General features: G+C 66.6%; 16 protein-coding genes and 1 pseudogene. 5 read left to right on the top strand and 12 right to left on the bottom strand.

Annotation, left to right across the window (positions count from 1 at the left end):
- Positions 1-54: 54 nt before the first annotated feature.
- The gene (locus BAMB_RS22915; protein WP_011659543.1) at positions 55-501 is read left to right on the top strand and encodes a hypothetical protein; all 447 of its coding nucleotides are present in this window, start codon (positions 55-57) and stop codon (positions 499-501) included.
- A gap of 3 nt (positions 502-504) precedes the next feature.
- On the opposite strand, the gene BAMB_RS35480 is transcribed toward BAMB_RS22915, so the two are convergent.
- From BAMB_RS35480 to BAMB_RS22850, 10 genes are all read right to left on the bottom strand, one after another.
- Positions 505-681: a hypothetical protein gene (locus BAMB_RS35480; RefSeq protein WP_158380541.1), complete on the bottom strand. Its 177-nt coding sequence runs from the start codon at positions 679-681 to the stop codon at positions 505-507.
- Between the two features lie 24 nt (positions 682-705).
- Entirely contained in the window at positions 706-1,173 is a 468-nt protein-coding gene (locus tag BAMB_RS22910; protein WP_011659542.1) for a DUF4019 domain-containing protein, read from the bottom strand.
- Between the two features lie 32 nt (positions 1,174-1,205).
- Positions 1,206-2,360 (bottom strand): DUF2827 domain-containing protein, encoded by a 1,155-nt coding sequence (locus BAMB_RS22905; protein WP_011659541.1) that lies wholly within the window; start codon positions 2,358-2,360, stop codon positions 1,206-1,208.
- 14 nt (positions 2,361-2,374) lie between these two features.
- Entirely contained in the window at positions 2,375-3,520 is a 1,146-nt protein-coding gene (locus BAMB_RS22900) for a DUF2827 domain-containing protein (RefSeq protein WP_041491528.1), read from the bottom strand.
- Positions 3,521-3,880: 360 nt separating this feature from the next.
- Positions 3,881-4,555, bottom strand: coding sequence for an OmpA family protein (locus BAMB_RS22895; protein WP_011659539.1), 675 nt, complete (start codon positions 4,553-4,555; stop codon positions 3,881-3,883).
- Between the two features lie 123 nt (positions 4,556-4,678).
- Positions 4,679-12,160, bottom strand: a complete 7,482-nt coding sequence (locus BAMB_RS35475) for an ESPR-type extended signal peptide-containing protein (protein ID WP_011659538.1) — start codon at positions 12,158-12,160, stop codon at positions 4,679-4,681.
- A gap of 1,076 nt (positions 12,161-13,236) precedes the next feature.
- Positions 13,237-14,139 carry a hypothetical protein gene (locus tag BAMB_RS22865; protein ID WP_011659537.1) on the bottom strand — a complete coding sequence of 301 codons (903 nt, stop codon included), beginning with the start codon at positions 14,137-14,139 and terminating at the stop codon, positions 13,237-13,239.
- Between the two features lie 91 nt (positions 14,140-14,230).
- On the bottom strand, positions 14,231-14,449 hold the full coding sequence (locus tag BAMB_RS22860; protein WP_006749916.1) for a hypothetical protein: 219 nt from the start codon (positions 14,447-14,449) through the stop codon (positions 14,231-14,233).
- Positions 14,450-14,671: 222 nt separating this feature from the next.
- Positions 14,672-15,322, bottom strand: a complete 651-nt coding sequence (locus BAMB_RS22855; protein WP_041491524.1) for an NADPH-dependent FMN reductase — start codon at positions 15,320-15,322, stop codon at positions 14,672-14,674.
- A gap of 300 nt (positions 15,323-15,622) precedes the next feature.
- Complete coding sequence (locus tag BAMB_RS22850; RefSeq protein WP_011659535.1) at positions 15,623-15,928, bottom strand: NIPSNAP family protein; 306 nt, start codon at positions 15,926-15,928, stop codon at positions 15,623-15,625.
- 258 nt (positions 15,929-16,186) lie between these two features.
- On the opposite strand from BAMB_RS22850, the gene BAMB_RS22845 reads away from it, so the two are divergent.
- On the top strand, positions 16,187-16,975 hold the full coding sequence (locus BAMB_RS22845; protein ID WP_011659534.1) for a GNAT family N-acetyltransferase: 789 nt from the start codon (positions 16,187-16,189) through the stop codon (positions 16,973-16,975).
- A 157-nt stretch (positions 16,976-17,132) separates the two neighbouring features.
- On the opposite strand, the gene BAMB_RS22840 is transcribed toward BAMB_RS22845, so the two are convergent.
- Both BAMB_RS22840 and BAMB_RS22835 read right to left on the bottom strand, forming a co-directional pair.
- Positions 17,133-18,470 carry a DUF3999 domain-containing protein gene (locus BAMB_RS22840; RefSeq protein ID WP_011659533.1) on the bottom strand — a complete coding sequence of 446 codons (1,338 nt, stop codon included), beginning with the start codon at positions 18,468-18,470 and terminating at the stop codon, positions 17,133-17,135.
- Complete coding sequence (locus BAMB_RS22835; RefSeq protein WP_011659532.1) at positions 18,467-21,886, bottom strand: DUF2339 domain-containing protein; 3,420 nt, start codon at positions 21,884-21,886, stop codon at positions 18,467-18,469. Before BAMB_RS22835 ends, BAMB_RS22840 begins: the two co-directional genes overlap by 4 nt.
- Positions 21,887-22,377: 491 nt before the next feature.
- On the opposite strand from BAMB_RS22835, the pseudogene BAMB_RS22830 reads away from it, so the two are divergent.
- The 3 genes and pseudogenes from BAMB_RS22830 to BAMB_RS22820 form a co-directional block, all read left to right on the top strand.
- A pseudogene (locus BAMB_RS22830) lies at positions 22,378-23,669 on the top strand (quaternary amine ABC transporter ATP-binding protein); the annotation flags it as partial.
- On the top strand, positions 23,662-24,558 hold the full coding sequence (gene choW, locus BAMB_RS22825) for a choline ABC transporter permease subunit (protein ID WP_006749909.1): 897 nt from the start codon (positions 23,662-23,664) through the stop codon (positions 24,556-24,558). The pseudogene BAMB_RS22830 and the gene choW, both read left to right, overlap by 8 nt.
- Positions 24,559-24,676: 118 nt before the next feature.
- The gene (locus tag BAMB_RS22820; RefSeq protein ID WP_006749908.1) at positions 24,677-25,675 is read left to right on the top strand and encodes a GlxA family transcriptional regulator; all 999 of its coding nucleotides are present in this window, start codon (positions 24,677-24,679) and stop codon (positions 25,673-25,675) included.
- Positions 25,676-25,730: the final 55 nt, after the last annotated feature.

Below are 25,730 nucleotides of genomic sequence, written 5' to 3'. Positions count from 1 at the left end.
CGCGGGCGCCGGGCGCACGTATCGGGTAACGATGGATCGCAAAGGGGCGTGGGCATGGCGGCGACGAACAAGATCGGACACGGAATGGGCACGCAGGCGGCCGATCCGCGCGAACTCGTCGCGATCGCCGAACTGGCCGACATGGTGTGGCAGCTCGGCGCCGAATCGACCGATACGCCGATCGACGTCGCGCCGTATCTCGACGGCCTGCAAGTCGTCGCGCACCGCATTCACCGGATGCAGCCGCTCGACGCCGACGGCCGCGAACTCGCGGCACGGCACTACTACGCCGGCGTGTTTGCGGGCGCCTGCGGCGAGGATTCGGCGATCGCGTGCGGTGTATCGGGTAGCCTCGCGAGGCGCGCCGGGCAGGTCAGCGGCGCCGCACTCCGATGTTTCATGAGGTTGGCACGGATCGGACGCCGGCATGGCCGCGCGTTTGCCGCACGGCGCGCAGACGGCGGCGTGCAAGCGTCGCGGCCGCTTGCGCGCCGCGCTTGACGCTCACCGATCGCGGGTATGCGCTTGCCGGGCAAGCGCACCGCGTCGGTTCTTGGCGGAATCTCCGGATTCCCGGCGCGCATCGCCTTTCGTGTGCGATGGTTCGATGAACGTGTCCATCATCTGTGACTGCGCAGCGTCGCGCTGCACGTTGATCGTAATCGCGACGATGATTTTCATCGCCCGCTCGGGACGCCGTGCAGCTTACGGCGTGAAATCCTGCCCCTGGCGCGGCACATAGCCGGTCAGGTGCCAGCGACCGTCGTCGTCGAGTCGAAAGCTCAGCTTTTCGTACACGGTCGTGCCGGTCGTGAGCGTCGTCGCGTAGTCGATGTTCGCGTAAAGCCCGTCGGGCATTGCCGGCGCGTTCGTGTAGCGGATGCGCGTGACCTGCGCCCAGCCGCGATGGCGGACCGTGCCGACCGACTGGCGCGCGCGCTGCATGTCCGCCGCGAACTGGTCCTGCTTGATGCGTGCCTTCACGAACGCGGCGGAATCGGTCCATACCGCGCCGTACTGGCCGGCATCGAGTTGCTTGAACACCGCGTCGGCGTCGCGCAGCAGTGCATCGGCCGATTCGCCGCCGGATTGCGCGTGCGCGCCGATCGCGAGCGGCGCGACGGCGCAGCCGATCAACCATTTCGCGCGGGAGAGGGGCCGGTATGCGTTCATGTCGGAGTCCGAAGCGGGGAGAGGGCGGCGCGTCATGCGTCGCGATAGAGTGACGCGATCGCGTCGGAATACGCGGCGACGTTGTCGGGGTTGTAGATGCTGACCGAGTCGAGTACGTGCTTCGATTGCTCGCGATACGCTTCGAGGTTCGCGTCGTGTTCGTCGAACGCCTGCAGCAGCGCCCGGCCGCCAGCCTGGCAATCGAAGTCCGGATAGAAATACCCGGCCTTGCCGAGGAACGGCGAGTTGTGGATCAGCGGATAGTCGCCGTACAGCAGTTCGTAGTACAGGTAGTTCTGCGCGTTTTCCCACGTGTGCGACACCACTGCGTCGCCGTAGGCCGCCATGAACTCGTACACCGCGTAGCGGCTTTCGAACGTCGTGATCCCGTGGTTCACGATGTCGAGGCTCTTCGCGAAGTGGACGAACGTCGCATGTTCCTTCAGGTGCAGCGTGTTGCACACGCGCACGAACTCGAGGAATTCGGGCTTCGCGCGATACGCCTCTTCAGTCACCAGCATCGGGATGATGCTCGTCTTCACCATGCAGATGTTCGGCTCGAACATCGTCACGCGCCAGCGCGGTTTGCCGGCCTGATAACCGAACGACAGGCCGGCGCCGAGCGTCGCACGCGCCTTGTCGAACAGCATCGGATGCCAGATGTGCGGAACGATCGTCACCGGCGCGCGCAGGCCCGTCTGGTAATAGTGCAGGCACGAGCGCTCGAATTCCGGAATCGTCCACACCGCGTCGTACGGCGCGCCCGAGAACAGGAAGCCCGATGGCTTGTCGAACATCGCGCGCTCGATGTCGATCACGTAGTCGTTGCCGACCCGCATCGTGATGACCTTGCCGCCGCGGTCGCGGAACGCGCGCAGGTAATCGGCGCTGAACTGCGCGCTCATTTCGATCAACACGTCGCAGCGCTGCAGCGCTTCGTCCATCGACAGCAGCGGCACGTCCCATTCGCCGAGCATCAACTGCGGATCGGCGAGCTGTTCGCCGCCGTTCACCATCACCGCTTGAGCGATGTGCGGCGACTGACGCAGCAGCAGGATCAGCAGTAGGCAGTTCTGGAAGATGCCGTTTTCCCACAGCGACTGGCCGGCGCCGCGCACGAACAGCGACACGCCGACGACGAGACGCTTGCCCTCGCCGGGCGCTTGACGGGCATTGGAGTCCGACATGCGTATGCTCCGGTTCAGGCGACCAGGCGCGTGACGAACGCGTCCAGGTTCGCGGGGTTGTCGATCGAGACCGACTGCAGCAGCCGGTCGGCTTTCGCGCGATAGTCGTCGAGCCGCTCGTCGTGATGCAGCCATGCATCGCGCAGCGCGTGGCTGCCCGCGACGGAATCGAAATCCGGGTAGTAATAGCCGGCGTCGCCGAGCAGCGTCGAGTTGTGGATCAGCGGATAGCCGCCGTACAGCACGTCGTAGTACAGATAGTTCTGCGGATTTTCCCAGTGGTGCGACACGACGGCATCCGCATGGCGCGCCATGAAGCCCGGCAGGTCGATGCGCGGCTCGAACGTCGCCTTGTGCTGGCGCACGAGGTCGAGGCTGTTCGCGAAGTGCACGAAGGTCCGATGCGCCTTCATGTGCATCGCGTTGACGACGAACAGATGCTGCACGGCATCCGGATGCGCGCGGTAGAACTCGTCGCACACGAGCATCGGGTAATGGCAGGACTTCACGACCGAGATGTTCGGCTCGAGCGTGGCGAGATGCCACGGACGGCGGCCGGGCCGATAGCCGAACGTGACGCCTTCGCTCGCCAGCGCGGCGATGCGGCGATCGAGGAAGTACGGCGACCACAGATGCGGAATCGTATGAACCGGCGCGCGCGTGAGCGTGCGCAAGAGCGGCACGTCGATCTTCTGCGACTTCTCGAGCACCCACACTTCGTCGAACTGCGTGCCGTTGAAGATGTGCCCCGACGGCTTTTCGAAGATCGGTGTTTCGGCGAGACCGCTGTAGGTGTGGCCGACGTAGCACGCGACGAGCTTCGTGCCGAGCGCCTTCACGTGCCTGAGCCATTCGAGCGGTAGCTGCGCGCCCATCTCGATCACGACGTCGAGCTCGTGCGTGACGTCGGTGGGCCTCACCAGCGGCACGTCGAGGCCATCGAGTTCGAGTCCGAGCGGCAATGCGTTCGCGTCGCCGCCGTTCAGGAAATAGACGGGGCCGACGCGGTCCGAGCGTTTGAGCATCATCGCGAGGTACGCGATGTTCTGGTGAATGCCGTTTTCCCAGATCGCCTGGCCGTCCCGCGCAAACAGCGAGATGCCGACAGCCGGCCGTTGCTTGCGGGCGCCGCGCGAGGCGGCTTGATTGATGTCCGTCACCGGTTGGTTTCCTCTGCGGCGTCGTGCGTTCGGCCGTGGCATCGAGCGCCAGGCCGCGTATCGGCGCGCCGTGGATTGTCGTCGTTGCGTTCGCGCCGGCGCGCGCTCGACAACGAGTCGCGCGATGCGGATCGCGGGGCGGCCGGCGGATTCCGATGTGTCGTCGGGCGGGACTGGCACGGCGCGCGACGCGGGCGGAATGCCCCGGCAGCTGTTTGCGGCGATTGTGGCACGGAAGTCAGCGGTTTGTGGAGGGGGCTGACGAACTTTGACATAGCCGCCGGCGCCCTGATCAAGGGCCGTCGGCGCGGTGGATGCTGCGGGTCAGGGCCGCCGCGTGAAGGTGCGACGGCCGGTGGCTCAGCGTTGCAGCGAGATGTCGACGCGGCGGTTGCTCGCGCGGCCTTCGGCCGTCGCGTTGGACGCGACCGGATCCGCGCTGCCGCGGCCCGAGACCGACACGGTTTGCGCGTTCAGCCCGTGCGCCTTCAGGTAGCCCGCGACGGTTTCCGCGCGGCGCTTCGACAGCGCGAGATTGGCGGCGTCGTTGCCGACCGAATCCGTATGGCCGGTGACCGTGACCTGTGTATACGTACGGTCTTCGCGCTCGCTCAACAACTTGTCGAGCGATGCGCGCGCGGCCGGCGTGAGCGTGGCGAGGCCCGTCGCGAACAGTGCGTCGCCCGCGAGGTTCACATGTTCGACCGCGGCCGGCGCGGGCGCGGGTGTGGGCTCGGCAGCCGACGCCGCTTCGGCCGGCGCGGCGCCGCACTGGAATACCAGCGTCGCGGGATCCGAGCCGTCGCGCAGCGCGCGGGCCGAGTCGACAGTGCGCACCGGCTGGTCGCCGCAGATCTTGCGGGCGGCTTTCATGCAGGTCTGCGGGCCCGACAACAGGCCGTGGCAGTCCACCTGGAAAGTGCGCACGCCATCGCGCGGCTGCAGTTCGGATGCACTGAAGGTCGGGCCGGATGCGGTCGAGCACGCGGCGAGAGCCGTTGCGGAAAGTGCGAGCGCAAGAGCGAGTTTGTTCACGGTTACGTCCTCAAAGCTTGGATTGACCGAGGCCCGCCGCGGGTTGCGCGGCGGGCTCGTCGTGCCGTCGCGGCCGCCGCGCGCCGTCCGGCTCGCGAGCCGGCGGCGTGGCGGCGCGACGCGTTACTTCCACTGATACAGCATGCCCGCGCCGATCACCTTCTGACCGCCGCTGAAGCCGCCGTTGATCGACGCCTTCAGGTTCTCGGTGATCCGCGCCTGCATGTTGACCGCCATCGCTTTCTGGCCGAGGAAGGTCGATGTGCCCACACCCATCCCGAAGTTGGCGTCGCGATCGAGCTGCGGGATCGACGCCATCGCGCCGACGGCCGCGATACCCTGCTTCGCCATCTGGTCGGTCTGCTGCAGTTGCGAACCCAGCGAGTTGATCTGCGTCTGCTGGCCCGACAGTGCCGTCGACAGCGTCGTCTGCACCTGCGTCAGCTGGTTCACGTTCACCGCATCGGTGCCTTGCGTGCCCGGCGCGACGTTCGTGATCTGGCGCTGCTGCGTGTCGCTGCCGACCGACACCACGTTCGAACGACCGCCGTCATTCGAATTCGCGCCGATCGCCACCGAGTTCGTGCCGGCGGTGACGGTCGGCCGATCGTTGCCTGTGCCGTTCATGTCGACCGCGACACCGTTGTTGCTCAACGAGCGCGTCGTGTTGTTGTTGATCGTCGTCGACAGTTGGGATACCTGATCGCCCAGGTTCGTCACGCCCGTCGACAGCGACGCCACCGTGCTGTTCGTCGTGCTCAGGCCGGTCGACAGCGAGCCGATGCCGGTCGAGGTCGACGTGGACAGCGACGTCAGATTGCTGTTCGTCGAGCTGAGGCCCGTCGACAGCGAGCTGATCGCCGTCGACGTCGACGTGGACAGCGACGTCACCGAGCTGTTGGTCGAGCTGAGGCCCGTGGACAGCGAACCGATGCCGGTCGACAGCGACGAGATGTTCGACGCGGTCGACGTGGACAGGCTGCTGACTGCCTGGTTCGTCGCGTTGAGCTGGCTGCCGTTGATCGCGTCCGTGCTGGTGGGCGAGATCCGGCCTGCCGCGACGTTCGTGATCTGGCGTTCCTGCCCCGGCTGGCCGACGCTCACCACGCCCACCGGCGAGCTGCCCGCGAACAGGTACGAGACGCCGCCGATCGTGGCGCTCGAGGTGCCGACTGCCGCGCTCGTGACCGAGTTCGCACCGAGGGCGATCGAGTTCGCGACGTTCGCCGTGGCGTTCGTGCCGAAGGCGAGCGCATCCGCCGCGGTGGCCGATGCAGCCGAGCCGTAGGCCTGGGCGCCGATGGCGCTGGCGACTGCCTTGTTGCCGAGCGCGATCGTGTTGTCCGCGGTGGCCTGGCTCGAGCTGCCGAGGGCGAGCGCGCTGTTGCCGGTTGCGGTGTTCGCGTTGCCGAGCGCCACTGCGCCGTCGCCGGTCGCCGTGTCGTTCGCGCCCATCGCCACTGCGCCGGTGCCCGTTGCGACGCTCGGGTCGCCGATCGCGACCGCGCCGTCGCCGCTCGCGGTGTTGCCGGAGCCGATCGACACCGCCTTGCCGCCGGTGGCCGACGCGTTCTGGCCGATCGCGACTGCACCCGCCGTCTGCGCGTTCGAGCCGTCGCCGACCGCGACGCTGCTGGCGCCTGCGGCGCTCGCGTTCACGCCGGCTGCGAGCGAGTTGATGCCCGTTGCGCCGTCGTTGGCGTAGTTGGCTTGCTGCGTGCCGTTGTCGTTGACGCTGTAGTAGTGCGTTTTCGCGGCGTCGATCGCGGTCGACGTCGAGGTGGACAGCGACGTGATCGAGCTGGTGGCCGTCGACAGACCCGTCGACGTGGAGGTGGACAGCGACGTTACCGTGCTGTCGGTCGAGCTCAGGCCGGTGGACAGCGAACCGATCGCGCTGGTTGCGGATGAGAGGCCGGTCGACGTCGAGGTGGACAGCGAGCTGATCGAGCTTGTCGCCGACGAGAGGCCGGTCGACGTCGAGGTCGACAGCGATGCGACAGAGCTGTTCGTGGAGCTCAGGCCCGTCGACAAGGAGTTGATGCCGGTGGAGGTCGACGTGGACAACGACGTCAGCGAACTGTTGGTCGAGCTGAGGCCGGTGGACAGTGAGCCGATCGAGCTGGTGGCCGACGAGAGGCCAGTCGAGGTCGAGGTGGACAGTGAGCTGATCGAGCTGGTCGCCGACGAGAGACCCGTCGACGTTGAAGTCGAGAGCGACGTGAGCGAGCTATCGGTCGAGCTGAGGCCCGTCGACAACGAGTTGATGCCGGTAGAAGTCGACGTGGACAGCGAGCCGATCGAGCTGGTTGCCGACGACAGCCCGGTCGACGTGGAGGTCGAGAGCGACGTGAGCGAGCTGTCGGTGGAGCTGAGGCCCGTGGACAGCGAGTTGATACCCGTCGAGGTCGACGTGGACAGCGAGCCGATCGAGCTTGTGGCCGACGACAGGCCCGTCGACGTGGAGGTCGAGAGCGACGTTACTGTGCTGTCAGTCGAGCTCAGGCCAGTCGACAGCGAGTTGATGCCCGTCGACGTCGAGGTGGACAGCGAGCCGATCGAGCTTGTGGCCGACGAGAGGCCCGTCGACGTGGAAGTCGACAGCGAAGCAACCGAGCTGTCGGTCGCGCTGAGGCCAGTCGACAACGAGTTGATACCGGTCGAAGTCGACGTGGACAGCGAACCTATCGAGCTGGTCGCCGACGAGAGGCCGGTCGACGTCGAGGTCGACAACGAAGCGACCGAGCTATCCGTGGAGCTCAGACCCGTCGACAACGAGTTGATGCCCGTCGAGGTCGACGTGGACAGCGAACCGATCGAGCTTGTGGCCGACGAGAGGCCCGTCGACGTGGAAGTCGACAGCGAAGCAACCGAGCTGTCGGTCGCGCTGAGGCCAGTCGACAACGAGTTGATACCGGTCGAAGTCGACGTGGACAGCGAACCTATCGAGCTGGTCGCCGACGAGAGGCCGGTCGACGTCGAGGTCGACAACGAAGCGACCGAGCTATCCGTGGAGCTCAGACCCGTCGACAACGAGTTGATGCCCGTCGAGGTCGACGTGGACAGCGAACCGATCGAGCTTGTGGCCGACGAGAGGCCAGTCGACGTGGAAGTCGACAGCGACGCCACCGAGCTGTCGGTGGAGCTGAGGCCCGTGGACAGCGAACTGATTGAGCTCGTCGCCGACGACAGACCCGTCGACGTTGAAGTCGACAGCGAAGCGACGGAGCTATCGGTCGAGCTCAGGCCCGTCGACAGCGAACCGATGGAGCTCGTCGCCGACGAGAGGCCGGTCGACGTGGAAGTCGACAGCGAAGCCACCGAGCTATTGGTCGAGCTGAGGCCAGTGGACAGCGAATTGATGCCCGTCGAAGTCGACGTGGACAGCGAACCGATCGAGCTGGTTGCCGACGAGATGCCGGTCGACGTGGAGGTCGACAGCGAAGCCACCGAGCTGTCGGTGGAGCTGAGGCCCGTGGACAGCGAGTTGATGCCCGTCGAAGTCGACGTAGACAGCGAACCGATCGAGCTCGTCGCCGACGACAGGCCGGTCGACGTCGAAGTCGACAGCGACGCCACCGAGCTGTCGGTCGAGCTCAGGCCAGTCGACAGCGAGTTGATACCGGTCGAAGTCGACGTGGAGAGCGACGTGATCGAGCTATTAGCCGACGAGAGACCCGTCGACGTGGAGGTCGACAGTGAGGTAACCGAACTGTTGGTCGAGCTCAGGCCAGTCGACAACGAGTTAATACCGGTTGAGGTCGACGTGGAGAGCGACGAGATCGAGCTATTCGCCGACGACAGGCCGGTCGACGTCGAGGTCGACAGTGAGGCGACCGAGCTATCGGTGGAGCTCAGACCGGTCGACAACGAGTTAATACCGGTTGAGGTCGACGTGGAGAGCGACGTGATCGAGCTATTAGCCGACGAGAGACCCGTCGACGTGGAGGTCGACAGTGAGGTAACCGAACTGTTGGTCGAGCTCAGGCCAGTCGACAGCGAGTTGATACCGGTCGAAGTCGACGTGGAGAGCGATGTGATCGAGCTATTAGCCGACGAGAGGCCGGTCGACGCGGACGACGAGAGCGACGTAACCGAGCTGTTAGTCGAGCTGAGGCCTGTCGACAACGAAGTGATGCCGGTCGACAGCGACGCGATTGCGTTGCTGGATGACGACACCGTCGTCGACAGCGAATCCACGGCCGAATTGGTCGCGAAGAGCTGGGAGCCGTTGATCGCGTCGGTGCTGGTCGCCGTGATTTGACCTGCCGCGACATTGGTGATCTGACGCGTGGTGCCCGTGCTCGCGTCGCCGACGCTCACGACGCTGGTCGGATTGCCGCCCGCGAACGTGCTCGTCACGCCGCCGACGGTACCGGTCGGCGTTGCGTTCGGGGTGCCGGTGACGGAGCCGCTGCCGAGCGCGACGTCGCCGGTGTGGTTGGCGATGGCGTGCGGACCGATCGCGACCGAGTCGGTGCCGAGCGCCTGGCTGTCCGTGCCCGTCGAATTCGCGTGGAAGTACTTGATGCCCTGGTTGTTGATGCTGTCGATTGCCGAGCCGACACTGTTGGCGGTCGACGTCGTCCCATTCGCGTTGTACGTGGTGTACGACGGAGCGGAAACCGAGCCGGTCGCCGGGTTGTAGCTCGCGCCGCCGCCGAGGGCCGCGGCGGTGCTGTTGCCGAGATTGTCGGTTTTGGTCGTGACCGTGCTGAGGCCCGTCGACAGCGAACCGATCGAGCTGTTTGCCGACGAGAGGCCGGTCGACGTGGAGGTCGACAGCGAAACGACGGAGCTGTTGGTGGAGCTCAGGCCCGTGGACAACGAGTTGATGCCGGTCGAGGTGGAAGTCGACAGCGAAGCAACGGAGCTGTTTGTCGAACTGAGACCTGTCGAGGTGGAAGTCGACAGCGACGAGATCGAGCTGTTAGCCGAAGACAGACCCGTCGACGTGGAGCTCGAAAGTGAAGTGACGGAGCTGTTGGTGGAGCTCAGTCCCGTGGACAAGGAGTTGATTCCGGTCGAGGTGGAAGTCGACAGTGAAGCAACGGAGCTATTGGTCGCGCTGAGACCCGTCGAAGTGGAAGTCGAGAGCGAGCCGATCGAGCTGTTTGCCGACGAAAGACCCGTCGAGGTCGACGACGAGAGCGACGTAACTGAGCTGTTGGTCGAGCTCAGGCCCGTGGATAAGGAATTGATGCCGGTCGAGGTGGAAGTCGACAGTGAAGCAACGGAGCTATTGGTCGAGCTGAGACCCGTCGAAGTGGAAGTCGAGAGCGAGCCGATCGAACTGTTTGCCGACGAAAGACCCGTCGATGTCGACGACGAAAGTGAAGTAACCGAGCTGTTCGTGGAGCTGAGAACCGTCGAAGTGGAGGTAGACAGCGACGAGATCGAGCTGTTTGCCGACGAAAGCCCCGTCGAGGTCGACGACGACAGCGAAGTAACGGAGCTGTTGGTCGAGCTGAGGCCGGTCGAGAGCGAACCGATGGAGCTATTAGCCGACGAGAGTCCGCTGGACGTTGACGACGAAAGCGACGTAACCGAGCTATTGGTGGAGCTGAGGCCGGTCGACAGCGAGTTGATGCCCGTCGAGGTCGACGTGGAGAGCGAGCCGATCGAGCTATTAGCCGACGAGAGTCCGGTGGACGTGGACGACGAGAGCGACGTAACCGAGCTGTTGGTCGAGCTCAGGCCAGTCGAGAGCGAGCCGATCGAGCTATTAGCCGACGAGAGACCGGTCGACGTGGACGACGAAAGCGACGTAACCGAGCTATTGGTCGAGCTGAGGCCGGTCGACAGCGAGTTGATGCCCGTCGAGGTCGAGGTGGAGAGCGAACCGATCGAGCTGTTAGCCGACGACAGTCCGGTGGACGTTGACGACGAAAGCGACGTAACCGAGCTATTGGTGGAGCTGAGGCCGGTCGACAGCGAGTTGATGCCGGTCGAGGTCGACGTGGAGAGCGAGCCAATCGAGCTATTAGCCGACGAGAGTCCGGTGGACGCGGACGACGAAAGCGACGTAACCGAGCTATTGGTGGAGCTGAGGCCGGTCGACAGCGAGTTGATGCCCGTCGAGGTCGACGTGGAGAGCGAGCCGATCGAGCTGTTAGCCGACGACAGCCCGGTGGACGTTGACGACGAAAGCGACGTAACCGAGCTATTGGTCGAGCTCAGGCCGGTAGACAACGAGTTGATCCCGGTCGAAGTGGAAGTCGACAGTGACGAGATCGAGCTATTCGCCGACGACAAACCAGTCGACGCGGAAGTCGACAAGCTCGTAATGCTCGACGTCGTGGTGCTTGCCACGGCGAAGAGCTGGCTGCCGTTGATCGCGTCTGTGCTCGTCGCGCTGACGAGGCCCGCCGCGACGTTCTGGATCCGGCGTTCCGCATTCGGCTGACCGACGCTGACGACGCCGCCTGCCGATCCCGCGCCCGCGTAGTTGCCGAACGTCTGGCCACCGATCGTTGTGTTGCTGACGGTCGTCGTGCCGCCCGTCGTCGCCGATGCGGCGCTGGTCGTCACCGAACCGCCGCCGAGTGCGACCGAATTCGCGACGTTCGAGGTCGCGGCGTTGCCGATGGCAACCGAGCTGTTGGTCGCCGTGCTGCTGTTGCCCAGCGCGACGGCGCCCGTGCCGCTCGCCGAGTTGCCATTGCCGAGCGCGAGGGCGCCCGAACCGCTCGACGTGTTGTTCGCGCCGATCGCCAGTGCGCCCGTGCCGGTCGCGCTGTTCGGATCGCCGATCGCAACGGCGCCGTCGCCGCTTGCAACCTGGCCTCTGCCGATTGCGACCGCGCCGCCGGTAGCCGTGGCGCTGTTCGCGGTCGTGCCGGACGAACCGATCGCCACGTTCTGGCCCGTCGCGCCCGAGATGACGCCGTCACCTTGTGCGATGCCATACGCCCCATTGACGGTCGCGCCGCGGCCGATGGCGATACCCGACGTGGCGGTCGATGCGACGGACGACTGTCCGCCGATCGCGATGCCGTCGGAGGCGGCCGACTGCGCGCCCTTCGTTGCGTTGCTGCCGATTGCGATCGCGCCTGCGCCCGACGCGAGCGTCGAGTTTGCCTGCGAGAGCGGCGTCGTACCGTTGCCGCCCGCGCCGCCGATCGCGACCGAGTTCAGCGCGCTCGCCGTCGAGCCGAAGCCGAGGGCGGTCGCACCGGTGCCGCTGGCGGTGGTTTCGAGGCCGGCCGCGACGCCCCACAGGCCCGCCGACGACTGCATGCCGGTGGCGACCGCGCCGTTGCCGGTCGCCTGTGCGAACGAGCCATAAACCGTAACGCCGGTCCAGCCGTTGCCGTTGGAGTTACACCCGGCCACGACCGAATACGTGCCGGAGCCGTCGCCGGCCTGGTTTTGCGTGCCGCCCGGATTCACGCGGCCGACCGCGCTGTTGCTGCCCGTAAAGCAGGTCTGCTGTGTGTTGAGCGTATTGGCCTCGGCGAAGCCGGGCAGCCCGATCGTCAGTGCCGCGACTGCGGCGACCACAACGGCCGACTTGTTCGGCTTACCCCGTGCCGAATCGTGTTCGGATGCCGCGACCCAGGCGCCAAGGGCTTCGTTCCAGATCGAGCGGTATGTGCGGTTCATTCCCTGCTACCTCCAAATAATCACGCCACACACCGGTCTCTTTCGTTAGATGAATATGCCGTGCGATCGCGCGAGATCTCAAAATTGATGGGCGGAGTTTATTTGAGGTGATATTTGGAGATTGACAAACAGTGAAAAATGGGGCGTTTGAAAAGTTAAAAGATGGTTAATGGATCGTGTTTTGATGCATTCGAAAGTAATGTATTTGAAAGTACGTGGAATGCTTCGTGTATGACTGTTGCTGAATCCGGTGCGGAGGAAATATCGTATAAAAATCAACGAGATATACTTGATTTGCGCGGCAGGTAACACTTCGTCCGACTCTATGTGTAACAAGAATGAAACCGCAAACGTTTGCGATGGAGGTAATTCTTTCTGGTTTGTAATGTTGTGACGGATGCTAACTCGCGTGCATCTGTATGGCTTGTTAATTTATTAATTCAAGGTTTTGTTGTGATTTTCAATTGTATTGGGCCAGTCTCTTTAAATTCGGGAAAACATAAAAAACAGGAGCTTGCGCATATGCTGATTTGCGCATCGCGCGGGCCGCGCGCGCCCGTGGGACGGGCATTCCACGGCGGTCGGTGTCACAAAGTTGTAAAAAAGTGCTACGGACCCATCGCGCGCGGTAATTGAAACGTCGTTTCGAATTTGTTCTATTGAGGGGACGATTGGACGGGTGTCAGATCGCCTGTCTGGGCGCGCTTGGAACCGCGCCCCCTTGCAGGACCAGATTCAGCGAGCGGGAAATGTCGGATCGTCGCCACAACGACTTGGTCCTGTTTCCGGGGAAGGCGTCCCGCGGGAGGAGAGGTGACGTGCGAATGCGGCCGATCCGCGCCGTCAGTTGGAGGGAGGAAGCCAACGTCACGTCGCGCGTTGCGCAACGAATCCGGGCCCCAGTGTGTTCGTTTTCGTAGGCGGGAAGCAGACGCGTGGCCGGCAACCGCGCCCCGGCGAGTCGGATTGCAACGCCCCGCCCGGCCGAAGCGGCACACCGTCCAGGAGAAGGCGCCGACAGGCCGCCGCGCGCGCCAATCCGCGCCGCCAGCAACGCGCCGCCGTGCGCCGCAGCGTTACTTCCGCAGAAACCGCAGCGCGAGGCGCGCCATGCGCGGGACGAACATCGGGCGCAGCAGTCGCTTGTCGTACCCGGCCATCCGCCGGTCGTTCTCGGTCAGGCACAGCTCGATCAGCTCGCGCGGGTTCAGCGTTTCGCCGATGTCGGCGGTGCTCGTCGCCGGGAAGTTCGCATCGCGCGCGACGCCGTCGGCGTCGATTCCGCGGGCGATGCCGATGCGGTCGCGGACCAGATGCACCCACACGGCCGCGACGCGCGCGAAGAACCACGGCCGGCGCCACCACGGCAAATTGCGCCAGTACCACGCGTACCAGTTCACGAAGAACAGGATGTGGCGGCCTTCCTCCTGGATCACGGGCTCGAAGGTGTCGACGAGTTCGGGCGGGAAATAACCCGAGCGCTGCGCGGAGCGGAACAGGCCGAACGCGAAGAAGCTGTCGATGCACTCGCTGAAGCCCGTCATCATCCATGACCACTCGGGATCCGTCGGCGCCGGGTAGGGCGGCTCCGGCGCGAGCCGGATGCCGTATGCTTCGACGAGCTTCGACAGCACGACCTTGTGGCGGGCCTCCTCGCCGCCGTCCATCTCGAGTGCGCGGCGCAGCAGCGGATCGTCGACCGTCGCGGCGTAGGTCGCCACGCGGATCGACGCGCGGCCCTCGGTTTGGACGGCGATGTCCCAGATTGGCAGCGACGTGAGCCGCTTCAGTTCGTCGGGCTTGAGCGGGGGCCAGTCGATGACGGCCGGTTTGTACGGGTTGTGTGTATCGAGCAGCATGTGGCAGAACATCTGCCGGTGCGCATCGGAACCGATCCTGACCGGACCCTGACGCTCGAAGGTCCAGTTGCGCATGGCGTAATCTGCCGCTACATGCTCGTCCTGCAGCGTGTCGGACATGGCTGTTGTTATGCGATTACAAGACGAAAGATTCTTGCATAGCTTCCGTCATCGCGTATTTTCGTGCGAACCCTCGCTGCGGGCGCTGCGCTCAGGCCTGCGTGTCGACCCAGAGGCGTCCCCAGCGGGACGCATACGCGAGCGCGTGTTCCTCTTCGAAGAAGAAATCGATCGCGTCGAACGACACGGCGCGCGGCGACGGGCCGCCGCTTGCCTTCTCGATCGTCAGGTTCGCGGCGAACAGCCCATTCGGCAGCCGGGCGGCGGCGGGGGCGACTTCGTAGCCCTTGTAGCGGATCGTGCGATTCATGGCGTACGCGTGGAGGATTCGGGCTTTCAGCGTACGAAAACCCGCCGCCCACGTGAACCAATCTTTCGGCCAATGCAAATCACGTGGCGGGCCGAATCATTATCGGGGCGGGGAGCCGGTACGGAGCAGAGGCGTCGGCGCGGTGCGGCCGGCGCTTCGGACGCGCATCGCCCGCGCGCGGCGAACGTCGTCGGCCGGGCGCGGGCGGCGGGAAGACTGCGGTCAGTGGTTGGCGATCTTCAGCACGGGGGCGAGCACGTCGACCGATGCGGCATGCGAGGCCGCGCGATGCGACGCGAACGCGAGCGCGAATTCCGCTGCTTGCGCGCCGACGGTCTCGAGCTGCGCGACGACCTTCGGATCCGAACAACTGTCGGCGCTGTCGAAACGCGTTTCGAGCGTGTTCACGGTCGCGCCGAACGGGGTCGGCCAGCCGCGCAGTGCGTGGACGATCGAACGCAGCGACGTCAGCACGGTGCCGGCGGCCTGCCAGCCGTAGGCGGTGACGATCAGGCCGACCGCGCGGCCGTCGAGATACGGGCGCTCATCGGCGCGCAGTTCCTCGAGCGTGTCGAGCGCGTTCTTGACGAGGCCGGACACGCCGCCGTGATAGCCGGGCGTCGCGATGACGATCGCATCGGCTTCGCGCACGGTGTCGATCAGTTCTCGCTGCGCGTCGGTCAGCGTCTTGTGTTCGGGGGCGTAGTGCGGCAGCGTATGCAGGAACGGGCCATCGAACAGGCGCGTGCGTGCGCCGGCGGCTTGTGCGCCGCGCAGCGCGAACGACAGCGCGCGCTCGGTCGACGACGCGGCGCGGGTGGTGCCGCCGATGCCGACCACGAACGGGCGGCGGTGTTGATCGAATGCAGTCAAGGGGCGCTCCTTGGGATGGCTTGCCCGGCTAAGCACAGGCTTAAAACCAGATGGTAACGACCCCGCCGCCACTCTGAAAACGACTTTTCGTTCTATCGATATGCGTTGCACGCGGGTCGAGCGTGCGCGCGGCGACGCAGATGGATAGCAGAAATGCTTGGTTGGGACGGCGCGCGGCCCCCGATAAGATGGGCCCGTCTCCTCCATGATGTCTCTACTGACATGGGTTGGCCCCGCCGCGCGGATGCTGGCGGGGCTTTTTTTCGTCCGCCGCCGGAAAGGGGGCGCGATGCAAGGCGATTACTCGAACACCGGCCGGAAGAAGCTGCGCTCGTAGCTGACGATGCAGCGCGTTTCCTCCGCGTAGCGGAACGCGGCCTGGCAGGCCGGATCGTCCATCGAGCGTTCGCGATAGCGCTCGTACTCGGCGAGGCTCGGGAACGAGAACATCGCGAGCGCGATGTTGTTGGCGCCTTCGGATGGCAGGAAGTAGCCGTGATGCGTGCCGCCGAATTGCTCGACGAGCGGGATCCACATCTTGCCGTAGGTTTCGAACTGCTCGAGCTTGTACGGATCGATGACGTAGCGAAGGAAGCAGGTGATCATGAGCGCGCTCGGTACGGTGGGGGGAGCAGCGAGTCTGGATGGAGTCGTCGCACGTGTCAACGACGCACGCGACGTTGCTTGCGCGAACAACGATCGGCGTTCGTTCATGCGTTCTCGAAGCCCCACGCGAAAGCCGCGGCACGCACCGTCGCAACCGTCTCGCCCGCGCGCGTTTCCCCAAACTTTTACGACATTTTTTCTTGTGACGGCGGCCGGCGCGCTCATAGACTTCGGGCATCCCAACCACGGAGTATTGCAATGTCGATACCCTGGAACGCGATCGCCGAACGGTCCGCTGGCGCGCTGCCTTCCGTGTGCGCCGATCGGGTGATCGTCCGGCGTTTCGATCCGGCATCAGACAGCTATGCGCAACTCACGCCGATGCTGCATCGCGCATTCGCGCGGCTCGGCGCGATGGGGCTGAACTGCACGTGCGTCGACCAGGACGAAGACGTCACGCGCCGCCGCGCGCAAGCAGGCGAGTGCTACGTCGCCGTGTGCGGCGGACGTGTGATCGGCACGGCCACGCTGTATGCGACTGATCCGTCGTCGGCCTGTTCGCTGTACCGGTGCGAAGGCGTCGCGAGCGTGCGGCAGGTGGCCGTCGATCCCGACTGCCAGAGCCGCGGGATCGGCGCATTGCTGCTGTCGTTCGCCGAGCAGTGGGCCGCGTTGCGCGGCTATGCGCTGCTCGCGCTCGATACGCCGCATCTCGCTTCGCACCTGCTGGCGTTCTACGGCGCGCAGGGTTTCGAGGTCGTCGACACGATGCGCTTCGCCGGCAAGCGCTACGACAGCGCGATCCTCTGCAAGCGGCCCGTCGCGCGCTTCGCGCGCCGCGTGTCGCCGGCGTCGCGGCTGGCTGCGCGCGCGGCGGCCGTGCGGCGTCTCGCGTATGCGTTGCCGTCGCGCGTGGCCGCGATGGCCCGGCGCGACCCGCACGTGCGCCGTGTCACCGGATGGGCGGCACGGCGTGCGGCGGGCGCCGCGAGCTGCCGCTCGTCGCCGTGGCGGCCGCGCCAGCATGGGCGCTTCGTGGGCCGATAACGGCGAGCCTGATTGCGTGGCGCGCATGCCAGTACCGAGAGAGGCCCGGCCGACGAATTCTCGCGACGATCGTACGCGATCGCGCGTTGCGATTGTCGATAAAACCAGGTGCGTGCGGTAAACGGCGCATCAAGAAGGACACGAATGCGGGGCGACGTTACTCGTCGCGGCCGCCTTTCGCGAGGCGCCATGCGATCGTACCGAGCACACCGACCGCAACGACCAGCGCGCCCCACAGCACGTAACGGCGCGTCGCATCCGTATCGGCGGCGCGCTCAGGCTCGACCGCCGGGGCCGGCAATGCCGCGCCGACGCGCGCGGGCCGCACTTCCGGCGCCATGCCAACCAGCAGCGCATCGCGGCTCACGGCTGACGACGGCAGCGATGCGTTGCCGACGCCGAGCGTGAACGGCGGCGTGCCGCGCGCGACGAAGGTCAGCGCGGCCGGATGCCAGCCGACCGCGACGGCCGGTTGACCGCCGCCGAGGCCGCCGTTGCGCATGTCGACGACGATCCGCCACGCGCGATCCGGATTCGGCGCGAACGCCAGCGGCGGGTTGCGCTGTTCGGCGCCTTTGCCCTGCAGCCGGAACAGCACGGCGCCGGCGACGTCGCGCCACGGCGCCTGCGCGTCCGCGCGACTCTGCAAGGTTGCGCGCGCAACCGTATTCGGCTGCGGCAGGTCGATGCGCACGCGGTCGACCGGATACGTGCCGTCGGTGTCGAACAGATATTCGCCGGGCGCGCCGCCGGCCCGCACGTGCACGGCATCGCGCCATTGGCGCGGCACGGCCGCGGCGTCCGCCGTGCGCGCATCGTGCGGTTGTGTTTCGATCTCGATCGACCCGATCGCGGGCGCACCGTCGAGCCAGTCGAGCCGCAGGTAGCGCGACCCCGCGCCTTCGAGGGCGATGCGTTCCTGCACCAGCATGTCGTCGCCGCGTCCGACCTTCAGCAGTTGCGTGCTGCCGAGCGAGCGCCAGCTGCGCAGGTCGTCGCTTGCTTCGACGGCGACGCGTCCCTGATAGCTGTCGTCGCTCACGTGCACGAGCACCGCGTCGACCTCACCGTCGGCATGCGACAGGTCGACGAGATCCGCCGCGTGCTTCATGCGAGCCGGTGCGGTAACGGCCGCGCGCAGCGAGCCGTCCGGCGCGACCGACACGCCGAGCGGCGCGCGGCCGTCGTCGGTGCGGGACGGCGGCAGCGGGAACCAGTGCACTGGCGTGCGCGACGGCGGCACGGCCGCCGCCGCGGGCGCCTCGAGCGAATACGGCACGGGCTCGCCGGCGCCGTTGAAGATGCGCACGTCGCCGAGATCGTCGCGCCGGCTCGCCGCGTACACGGCTTGCGGCACGGTGAGCTGGTAATACGCGGCGCTGCCGTCGAGATCGAGCGAGAAGCGTCGGGCGACGCGTTCGGCGCCCGGCGTGGCGTCGGCCGCCGCGAACGATGTCAGCAGGCTCAGGCCGAGCAGGGCTGCGAGTCGCTTCATCGTGCGTCGTCCGGTTGGAGCGCGGCCTTCGGCGGCAGCGGCGAGAAATAGCCGATCAACAGCAGCAGCACGCCGATGCCGATGAACGACACGATGCGCTCGATGCCGGTCACGTGCGACAGGTCGAACAGGAACAGCTTGATCACCGTGAGCGCGAGCAGCGCGGCGCCGACGAACCACAGCGGACGCAGTCCGCGGCGCGTGGCCCAGATCGTGATCGCGAGCGCGCAGAGCGTCCAGTACACGGACACCGAAGCCTGCACGAGCGTCGATTCGGCCATTGCGCCGAATTCGTACGGCACGCCGGCCCAGTGATGCAGGGTGCGCAGCAGGATCGCGTTCAGCCAGAGGAACGCGGTCGCGCCCGCTCCGCTCAGCAGTTCGACGCGATAGTTGTCGAACGACCACCCGAGCTTGCGCGCGCGCACGAACCACGACGCGGCGAGCGCATAGACCACCACGAGCACGAGATCGAGCGGATTGAGCAGCGGGATGCGCGCCCAGCTGCCACCATCCTGCGTGAAGTTCGCATAGAAGGTCCAGACCCACATCACGACGATCAGCGGCAGCGACGCGAGCGCGCATACGCGCGCGATGCCGTCACGGCGCGTGAGCCACATGCCGGCGAACGCGAACAGGCTCCAGCCGACCATGAACACCTGCTGGATGCCGAACGACGACAGCACGGTATCGATGTCGTAGGCCAGGTGGAAACGGTGATGCAGCGTGCGCAGCAGCAGCGCGTTGAACCACAGGAACACGGTCGCGAGCGCCGCGAGGTCGGCCGCAAGCGGATGCCACGTGATGCCGAGCGTCTTCAGGCGGCGCAGCCAGGTGGCGAGCGCGACGAAGATCAGCAGTTGCGCGACGTCGAGCGGATTGAGCAGCGGCAGCCAGAACAGCGGCGACGCGTCGCCGTCGCTCGTCACGCTGGCGATGCTCCACAGCCCCAGCAGCGCGGCGAGCGGCGCGGCACCCCATACCTGATACGCACGCGGGAACGCGGCAACCGGCCAGCGCAGCCGCGAGCCGGGGCCCGCCACCAGCAGGAGCAGCGCGCCGAAGCCGTAGGCCCACGCGCTCCAGCTCCACGCGCCTTCGGGTACGAACGCGCGCAGGCGCCAGAAGCCTTCGAGCGAGAACAGCCCGCACAACGTCCAGAACATCAGCGTGTGCAGCGGTGCGAGCACGGGGGCGGGGAGCGCCCCCACGGCCGACCTGTCCGTCGCCCCCGCGGCCGTCGTGCGCCGCGACTGTCGCAGCAGCAGCGCATAGCACGCGATGACGGCGATCGGCCACGCGAACGCGCCCATGCCCGACAGCGGCGCTTCGTGCGAATCGAACGCGCGCCACGCGAGCAGCGCGAGCACCGGCGTCAGCGCGAGCGCCGGCCATTCTGCGATCGGCCACGCGAGCTTGCGGCGCGCGACGTGTGCCAGCCACGCGGTGCCGGCCGCGAACAGCGCGGTCGCGTCGACGACGAAGCGGTCGGCATGCAGATCGACGTGACGGCTCGCGTAGACGAGGATTTCATGCAGCCCGCCGCCGACCCACCACAGCAGCCCCCACGCCGCGGCCGCGGCGCCGACCTCCGGCATCCATGCATGCCACGCGCGCGCTTCGTCGCGTCCGTGCAGCCACCAGCCGGTGAACAGGCCGGCGAGCGCGATCAGCAGCATCGCGATGGTCGGGCCGTTGAGCACGGGCAGCGCGGTGGTGTCGGCCGGCCCGAGCAGGCTCGTGAAGAATGCGCCGGCCGCGGCGACCTGCATCAGCAGCCCGAAGCCGAACCGCAGCAGGCGTTTCTCGCGCACGCCGAGCCAGACGACGGCCGCGCCTTCGATCGCCCATGCGGCGCTGGTCGTCGGGCCCGAGAACGCGAGCGGCACCGCGAGCGTCGCGAAGATCACCGCGAGCGCGAGCGTGGATTCGAACAGCAGCGCGAGGCGCTCGCGGCGCCGCGTGAGCCACGCGGCCAGCGCGACGTAGAAGGCCGACAGCGCGACGGCGCTCCACGCGAGCCCGAACGGGATGTCCTTCACGAGCGCCGCCTGCAGCGCGGTCGCGACGATCGGTGTGCCGAACACGAGCGTGCCGTCCACGTAGTGCCGCAACGCCAGTTCGCGCTTCACCGCATACAGCAGCGCGATGCCGACATACATCAGGAAGAACAGGATCAGGAACGGCTCGGTGCTCGCGAACAGCGCGGGGCGGTAGGCCGTCACGCCCCACGCCGAGCCGATCGTGAACGTGAACACGAAGCCGAGCAGGTTCAGCGGACGCCAGGCCTTGAACCACGCGATCGCGAAGATGCCCGCATTCAGTAATGCGTAGTAACTGAACAGCGCGACATGGTTACCCTGGCCGGTCGACAGCAGCACCGGCGCGAGAAAGCCGCCCGCGCTGCCCATGAACGCGAGCGGCAACGCGTTCTGCTTCACCGCGAGGAACGCGCTCAGCGCGCACACCGCGACCATCAGCGGGAACGCGGCGCCGACCGGCAGCAGCGCGTAGAGCTTGGTCGCGGCGAAGATCGTCAGGTACAGGATGCCGATGCCGCCGCCCTGCAGCACGAGGCCATACGCGGCGCGGCGCGCACGCACGCGCCAGCCGATCGCGAGCAGCGCGGCCGCGGCGAGCGCCGTGCCGGCGAGACGGAATTCGATCGGCAGCATGCTGTTGTCGGCCGCGTACTTGAGCAGGAACGCGACGCCGAAGAACAGCACGATGATGCCGACGCGCACGACCGTGTTGCCACCGAGCAGCCAGTCGCGCGCGGCGCGGAATGCGCGGTCGGCGATGCCGGGTTCGCGTGGCGCGGGCGGGATCGGGCGGGCTGCGGCTGCGGGTGCATTCGTCGGTGCAGCGGCGGCGGCCGGCGCGTCGCTCGTCCGCGCGGCGACTGCCGGCGCGGGAGTCGGTGCGGGAGTCGGTGCGGGCGTCGGTGCGGGCGTCGGCGCGGGAGTCGGCATGGACGTCGACGCTGGCGTGCCGGCGCTCGCGGCGGCGGGCCGCACGGCGGACCGTGGCGGAAGCGGGGCAGGCGGCGGGACGGTGGCGGGCGTGGCCGACGGCGCGTGCGTGGCGGTGCCGGTCGCGGCAGCACCGGCTTTCGCGCCGGCGAGCTGGCCGCGCAGCACATCGAGCTCGCGCGTCAGCGTCTCGACCGTCGCTTCGAGGCGCGCGACGCGATCGGCGAGCAGAACGGGTGGGGGTTGCGGTGTTGCAGGCGGTGCGGACATCGCGAACGCGCCGGGCGGCGTGTCGCCGCCGTTGCGCTTGCGTTGCCGCAGCGCGTGGCCGATGCAGAACCCGGCCACCGCACCCAGCAGCGAGCCGTTGGCGACCGAGAAATCCCCGAATAATGCGGCGATACCGCCCGCGATGAAGCCGATTGCGGCAAAGGCCCAATTCATCGCCTTGCTCCCTCTCTCATTTCGTTATCGTCCTTCGATCATCGCGCGGCCTGATCGAGGCTGTTTCGGTATGGCCGGCAGGCGAACCGGCACGCGCGCACCATCGGCGTACCATCGGTAAACGGCCCGCGGCAACGTCGCGCTCAGCGTGTTTGCGGGGAATGTATCACAGCGCTCGTCGCGGATTTTCAGGGTTGGCGCGGTATCACGGCGTGCGCCGTTCGGTGTCGCCGCGCGGCCTTTTGCACGGTCATGCTTTTTCGGGTGAAAGCAGTGTTTTCTTTCGTCTGAGCAGAGCGCCCCCGGAACGGACGTGAAATTGTCGTAAAACGACGCGCCCCTCGACGCGAATTGGCGCAAAACGCCATGCGATGCACACCGCGCTGCTGCGCACAAGTCCGACACCCGATGCCCGCCAGTGCTGGCTGTGCGCGTATTGCGTCGCCGCAAACGGGTGCCGCCGCGCGCTGCGGCCCGCCGGGCGGGGCTGGAGGCCGTGTCGTATTTGCGCAAGCGTTTGTCGTAATTCGTCGGCAGGTCGGGGTTTTTTCTGGCAACTATGTAGGCACGCTATGCGACGCGTTAGTCCCCGCTACACGAGGAGAAGGTTTCAATGGATGCCCCCAAGGTCGTGGTCGAAGGTCTGTGCAAGGTATTTGGAAGTAACCCGCAGCAGGCGCTCGACATGCTCGCCGCCGGTGCAACGAAAGACGATGTGCTCAAGCGTACCGGTCAGGTCGTCGGCGTGCACAACGTATCGTTCGACGTGCAGGAAGGCGAAATATTCGTGCTGATGGGCCTGTCCGGCTCCGGCAAATCCACGTTGATCCGCCTCGTGAACCGGCTGGTCGATCCCAGCGCCGGCAAGGTGCTGATCGACGGGCTCGACGTTGCGTCGGCACGCCGCTCGGAGTTGACCGCGCTGCGCCGCAAGGACATGAGCATGGTGTTCCAGTCGTTCGCGCTGATGCCGCATCGCACCGTGGTGTCGAACGCCGCGTTCGGCCTCGAGGTCGGCGGCGTCGGCAAGAAGGAGCGCGAACGCCGGGCCATGGACGTGCTCGAGCAGGTCGGTCTCGCACCGTTCGCGCACAAGCTGCCGTCCGAGCTGTCGGGCGGGATGCAGCAGCGCGTCGGCCTGGCCCGCGCGCTCGCCGTGAACCCGTCGCTGATGATCATGGACGAGGCGTTCTCCGCGCTCGATCCGCTCAAGCGCCGCGAAATGCAGGACGTGCTGCTGCAACTGCAGAAGGAACAGCGCCGCACGATCATGTTCGTGTCGCACGATCTGGAAGAGGCGCTGCGCATCGGCAACCGCATCGCGATCATGGAAGGCGGCCGGCTCGTGCAGGTCGGCACGCCGCAGGACATCATCGCGAACCCGGCCGACGACTACGTGCGCGCGTTCTTCGACGGCATCGACACCAGCCGCTACCTCACCGCCGGCGACCTGATGCAGACGGGTGCCGTGCCGACCATGTCGAAGTTCGATGCAGCGAACGTCGCGGCGACGCTGAACGGCAGCGCCGAATACGCGTTCGTGCTCGACGCCGCACGCAAGATCCGCGGCTTCGTCACGCGCGATGCGCTCGGTCAGGACACGCCGTCCGTGCGGCCGATCGAAAGCATCCGGCGCGACGCGACGCTCGATCATGTCGTCGCGCGCGTGGTCGCCAGCCCGAATGCACTGCCCGTCGTCGACGACGACGGCTGTTACTGCGGTTCGGTCGACCGCGCACTCATCCTGAAAGCCATCACGCGTTCGCGAGGTTCCCATGTCTGAAATGATTCCGCTCGGTACCTGGGTCGACCGGTCCGTTCACTACCTGCTCGACCATGACGCGGCAACGTTCGATGCGATCGGCCGCGCGATCGAGGGCCTCGCCGCGTTCGTCGAGCACGGACTGCAGGCGATCCCGATGTGGCTGATGATGGCGATCTTCATCGGCGTCGGACTGTGGCGCGTGGGCTGGCGCTTCGCGCTGTTCACCACCTTGTCGCTGCTGCTGATCTTCGCGACGGGCTTCTGGGATCAGACGGTCATCACGCTCGGTCTCACGCTGTCGTCGACGATCATCAGCCTCGTGCTCGGCATTCCGCTCGGCATCTGGGCCGCGAAGAGCAAGCTGGTCGCCGCGATCGTGCGTCCGATCCTCGACCTGATGCAGACGATGCCTGCGTTCGTCTACCTGATTCCGGCCGCGATGCTGTTCGGTCTCGGCCGCGTGCCGGGGATCCTGTCGACGGTGATCTTCGCGATGCCGCCGGCCGTGCGCCTGACGAGCCTCGGCATCCGTCACGTGAACCGCGAGATCGTCGAAGCCGGCCAGGCATTCGGCTGCACGCCGTGGCAGCTGCTGTACAAGGTGCAGTTCCCGAATGCGCTGCCGTCGATCATGCAGGGCGTGAACCAGACGATCATGATGGCGCTGTCGATGGTCATCATCGCATCGATGGTCGGCGCGGGCGGCCTCGGCAACGATGTGCTCGCGAGTATCCAGCGCCTCGACATCGGCCTCGGTTTCGAAAGCGGTCTGTCGGTCGTGCTGCTCGCGATCATTCTCGACCGCATCACCGAAAGCTTCGGCCGCGCGCCGGGCACCGTGAAAGCACCGCTCTTCTCGGGCCTGAAGCAGGTGTTCCGCGCGAAGGGCGCTCCCGCTCAAGCCTGAGCCACCGGCGGCCGGTGCGTCTTCCGGCCGCCTTCTCCGATTCGACTCCGGTTTTCCGCGGCGTGCGCCGCGGAACTGGCGTCCTGCAACCTGCTCAACCGTTCGCCAGGAGCCCGATGTGACGTCCGCCGCTGCCGCCGTGCCCGCCGCTTGCGTTTCACCGGTTTCGTCCCTCGCCCATTTCGGCTTTCTTACGCTGCCGAATTTCTCGATGATCGCGTTCTCGAGCGCGGTCGAAGTGCTTCGGATGGCGAACTATGTCGGGCGTGCCGACCATTACCAGTGGTCGATCTATTCGCTCGACGGCGCCCCCGTGCATGCCAGCAACGGCATCGCGGTGCGGCCGACCCAGGCGCTCGACTACACGAACCTGCCCGACGTGATGATCGTATGCGGCGGGATTCGCATCCGCGACGTGGTCGACGACGGCGCGCGCGATACGCTCGCGGCGCTCGCCGAACGCGGGTTGCCGCTGGGCGGCATCTGCACCGGCGCGTATGCATTGATGTCCGGCGGGCTACTCGACGGTTATCGCTGCACCGTGCACTGGGAGAACCTGTCCGCGCTGCATGCGGAGTTTCCGCAGGTGGGGTTCGCCGACGAGCTGTTCGTCGTCGATCGCGACCGGCTCACCTGCACCGGCGGCACCGCGCCGCTCGACCTGATGTTGAACCTCGTCGGCATGCGCTTCGGCCAGCAGCTCGCCGCGCAGGTGTCCGAACAGTTCATCCTCGAGCGCATCCGCAGCTCGACCGACACGCAGCCGATTCCGGTCGATGCGCGCGTCGGCTTCTCGCGCGCGGAGCTGATCGAGGTCGTGCGCCTGATGGAGGCGAACATTGAGGAGCCGCTGTCGCTCGAGGAGCTCGCGCGGCTCGTGCGGCTGTCGCAGCGGCACTTGCAGCGTATGTTCAAGGTGTACCTGAACGTATCGCCGACCCACTATTACCTGACGCTGCGGCTCAAGCGCGCGCGCGACCTGCTGCGCACGACCGACGCGTCGATCGCGCGCGTGACGACGACGTGCGGATTCCATTCGCCGTGTCACTTCAGCAAGGCGTATCGCGCGCAGTTCGGTCACGCACCGAGTTACGAACGGCGGCTGCCGGGGCGTTGACGCGGCCCGCGCGAGCCGTTCGGTCCGCGACGCCGCCGGGATCGCGGCGCGCGGC

Origin of the sequence: Burkholderia ambifaria AMMD, from assembly GCF_000203915.1 — a bacterium.
GTDB classification, from domain to species: Bacteria; Pseudomonadota; Gammaproteobacteria; order Burkholderiales; family Burkholderiaceae; genus Burkholderia; species Burkholderia ambifaria.
Note: the sequence above shows the minus strand (reverse complement) of the source record. Positions and strands in the feature narration are given on the sequence as shown.

Excerpts from the sequence above, each read along its gene's own strand:
- BAMB_RS22915 (WP_011659543.1), top strand. The coding sequence starts at position 55 with ATGGCGGCGACGAACAAGATCGGACACGGAATGGGCACGCAGGCGGCC.
- BAMB_RS35480 (WP_158380541.1), bottom strand. The coding sequence starts at position 681 with ATGAAAATCATCGTCGCGATTACGATCAACGTGCAGCGCGACGCTGCG.
- BAMB_RS22910 (WP_011659542.1), bottom strand. The coding sequence starts at position 1,173 with ATGAACGCATACCGGCCCCTCTCCCGCGCGAAATGGTTGATCGGCTGC.
- BAMB_RS22905 (WP_011659541.1), bottom strand. The coding sequence starts at position 2,360 with ATGTCGGACTCCAATGCCCGTCAAGCGCCCGGCGAGGGCAAGCGTCTC.
- BAMB_RS35475 (WP_011659538.1), bottom strand. The coding sequence starts at position 12,160 with ATGAACCGCACATACCGCTCGATCTGGAACGAAGCCCTTGGCGCCTGG.
- BAMB_RS22865 (WP_011659537.1), bottom strand. The coding sequence starts at position 14,139 with ATGTCCGACACGCTGCAGGACGAGCATGTAGCGGCAGATTACGCCATG.
- BAMB_RS22860 (WP_006749916.1), bottom strand. The coding sequence starts at position 14,449 with ATGAATCGCACGATCCGCTACAAGGGCTACGAAGTCGCCCCCGCCGCC.
- BAMB_RS22850 (WP_011659535.1), bottom strand. The coding sequence starts at position 15,928 with ATGATCACCTGCTTCCTTCGCTACGTCATCGATCCGTACAAGCTCGAG.
- BAMB_RS22845 (WP_011659534.1), top strand. The coding sequence starts at position 16,187 with ATGTCGATACCCTGGAACGCGATCGCCGAACGGTCCGCTGGCGCGCTG.
- BAMB_RS22840 (WP_011659533.1), bottom strand. The coding sequence starts at position 18,470 with ATGAAGCGACTCGCAGCCCTGCTCGGCCTGAGCCTGCTGACATCGTTC.
- BAMB_RS22835 (WP_011659532.1), bottom strand. The coding sequence starts at position 21,886 with ATGAATTGGGCCTTTGCCGCAATCGGCTTCATCGCGGGCGGTATCGCC.
- choW (WP_006749909.1), top strand. The coding sequence starts at position 23,662 with ATGTCTGAAATGATTCCGCTCGGTACCTGGGTCGACCGGTCCGTTCAC.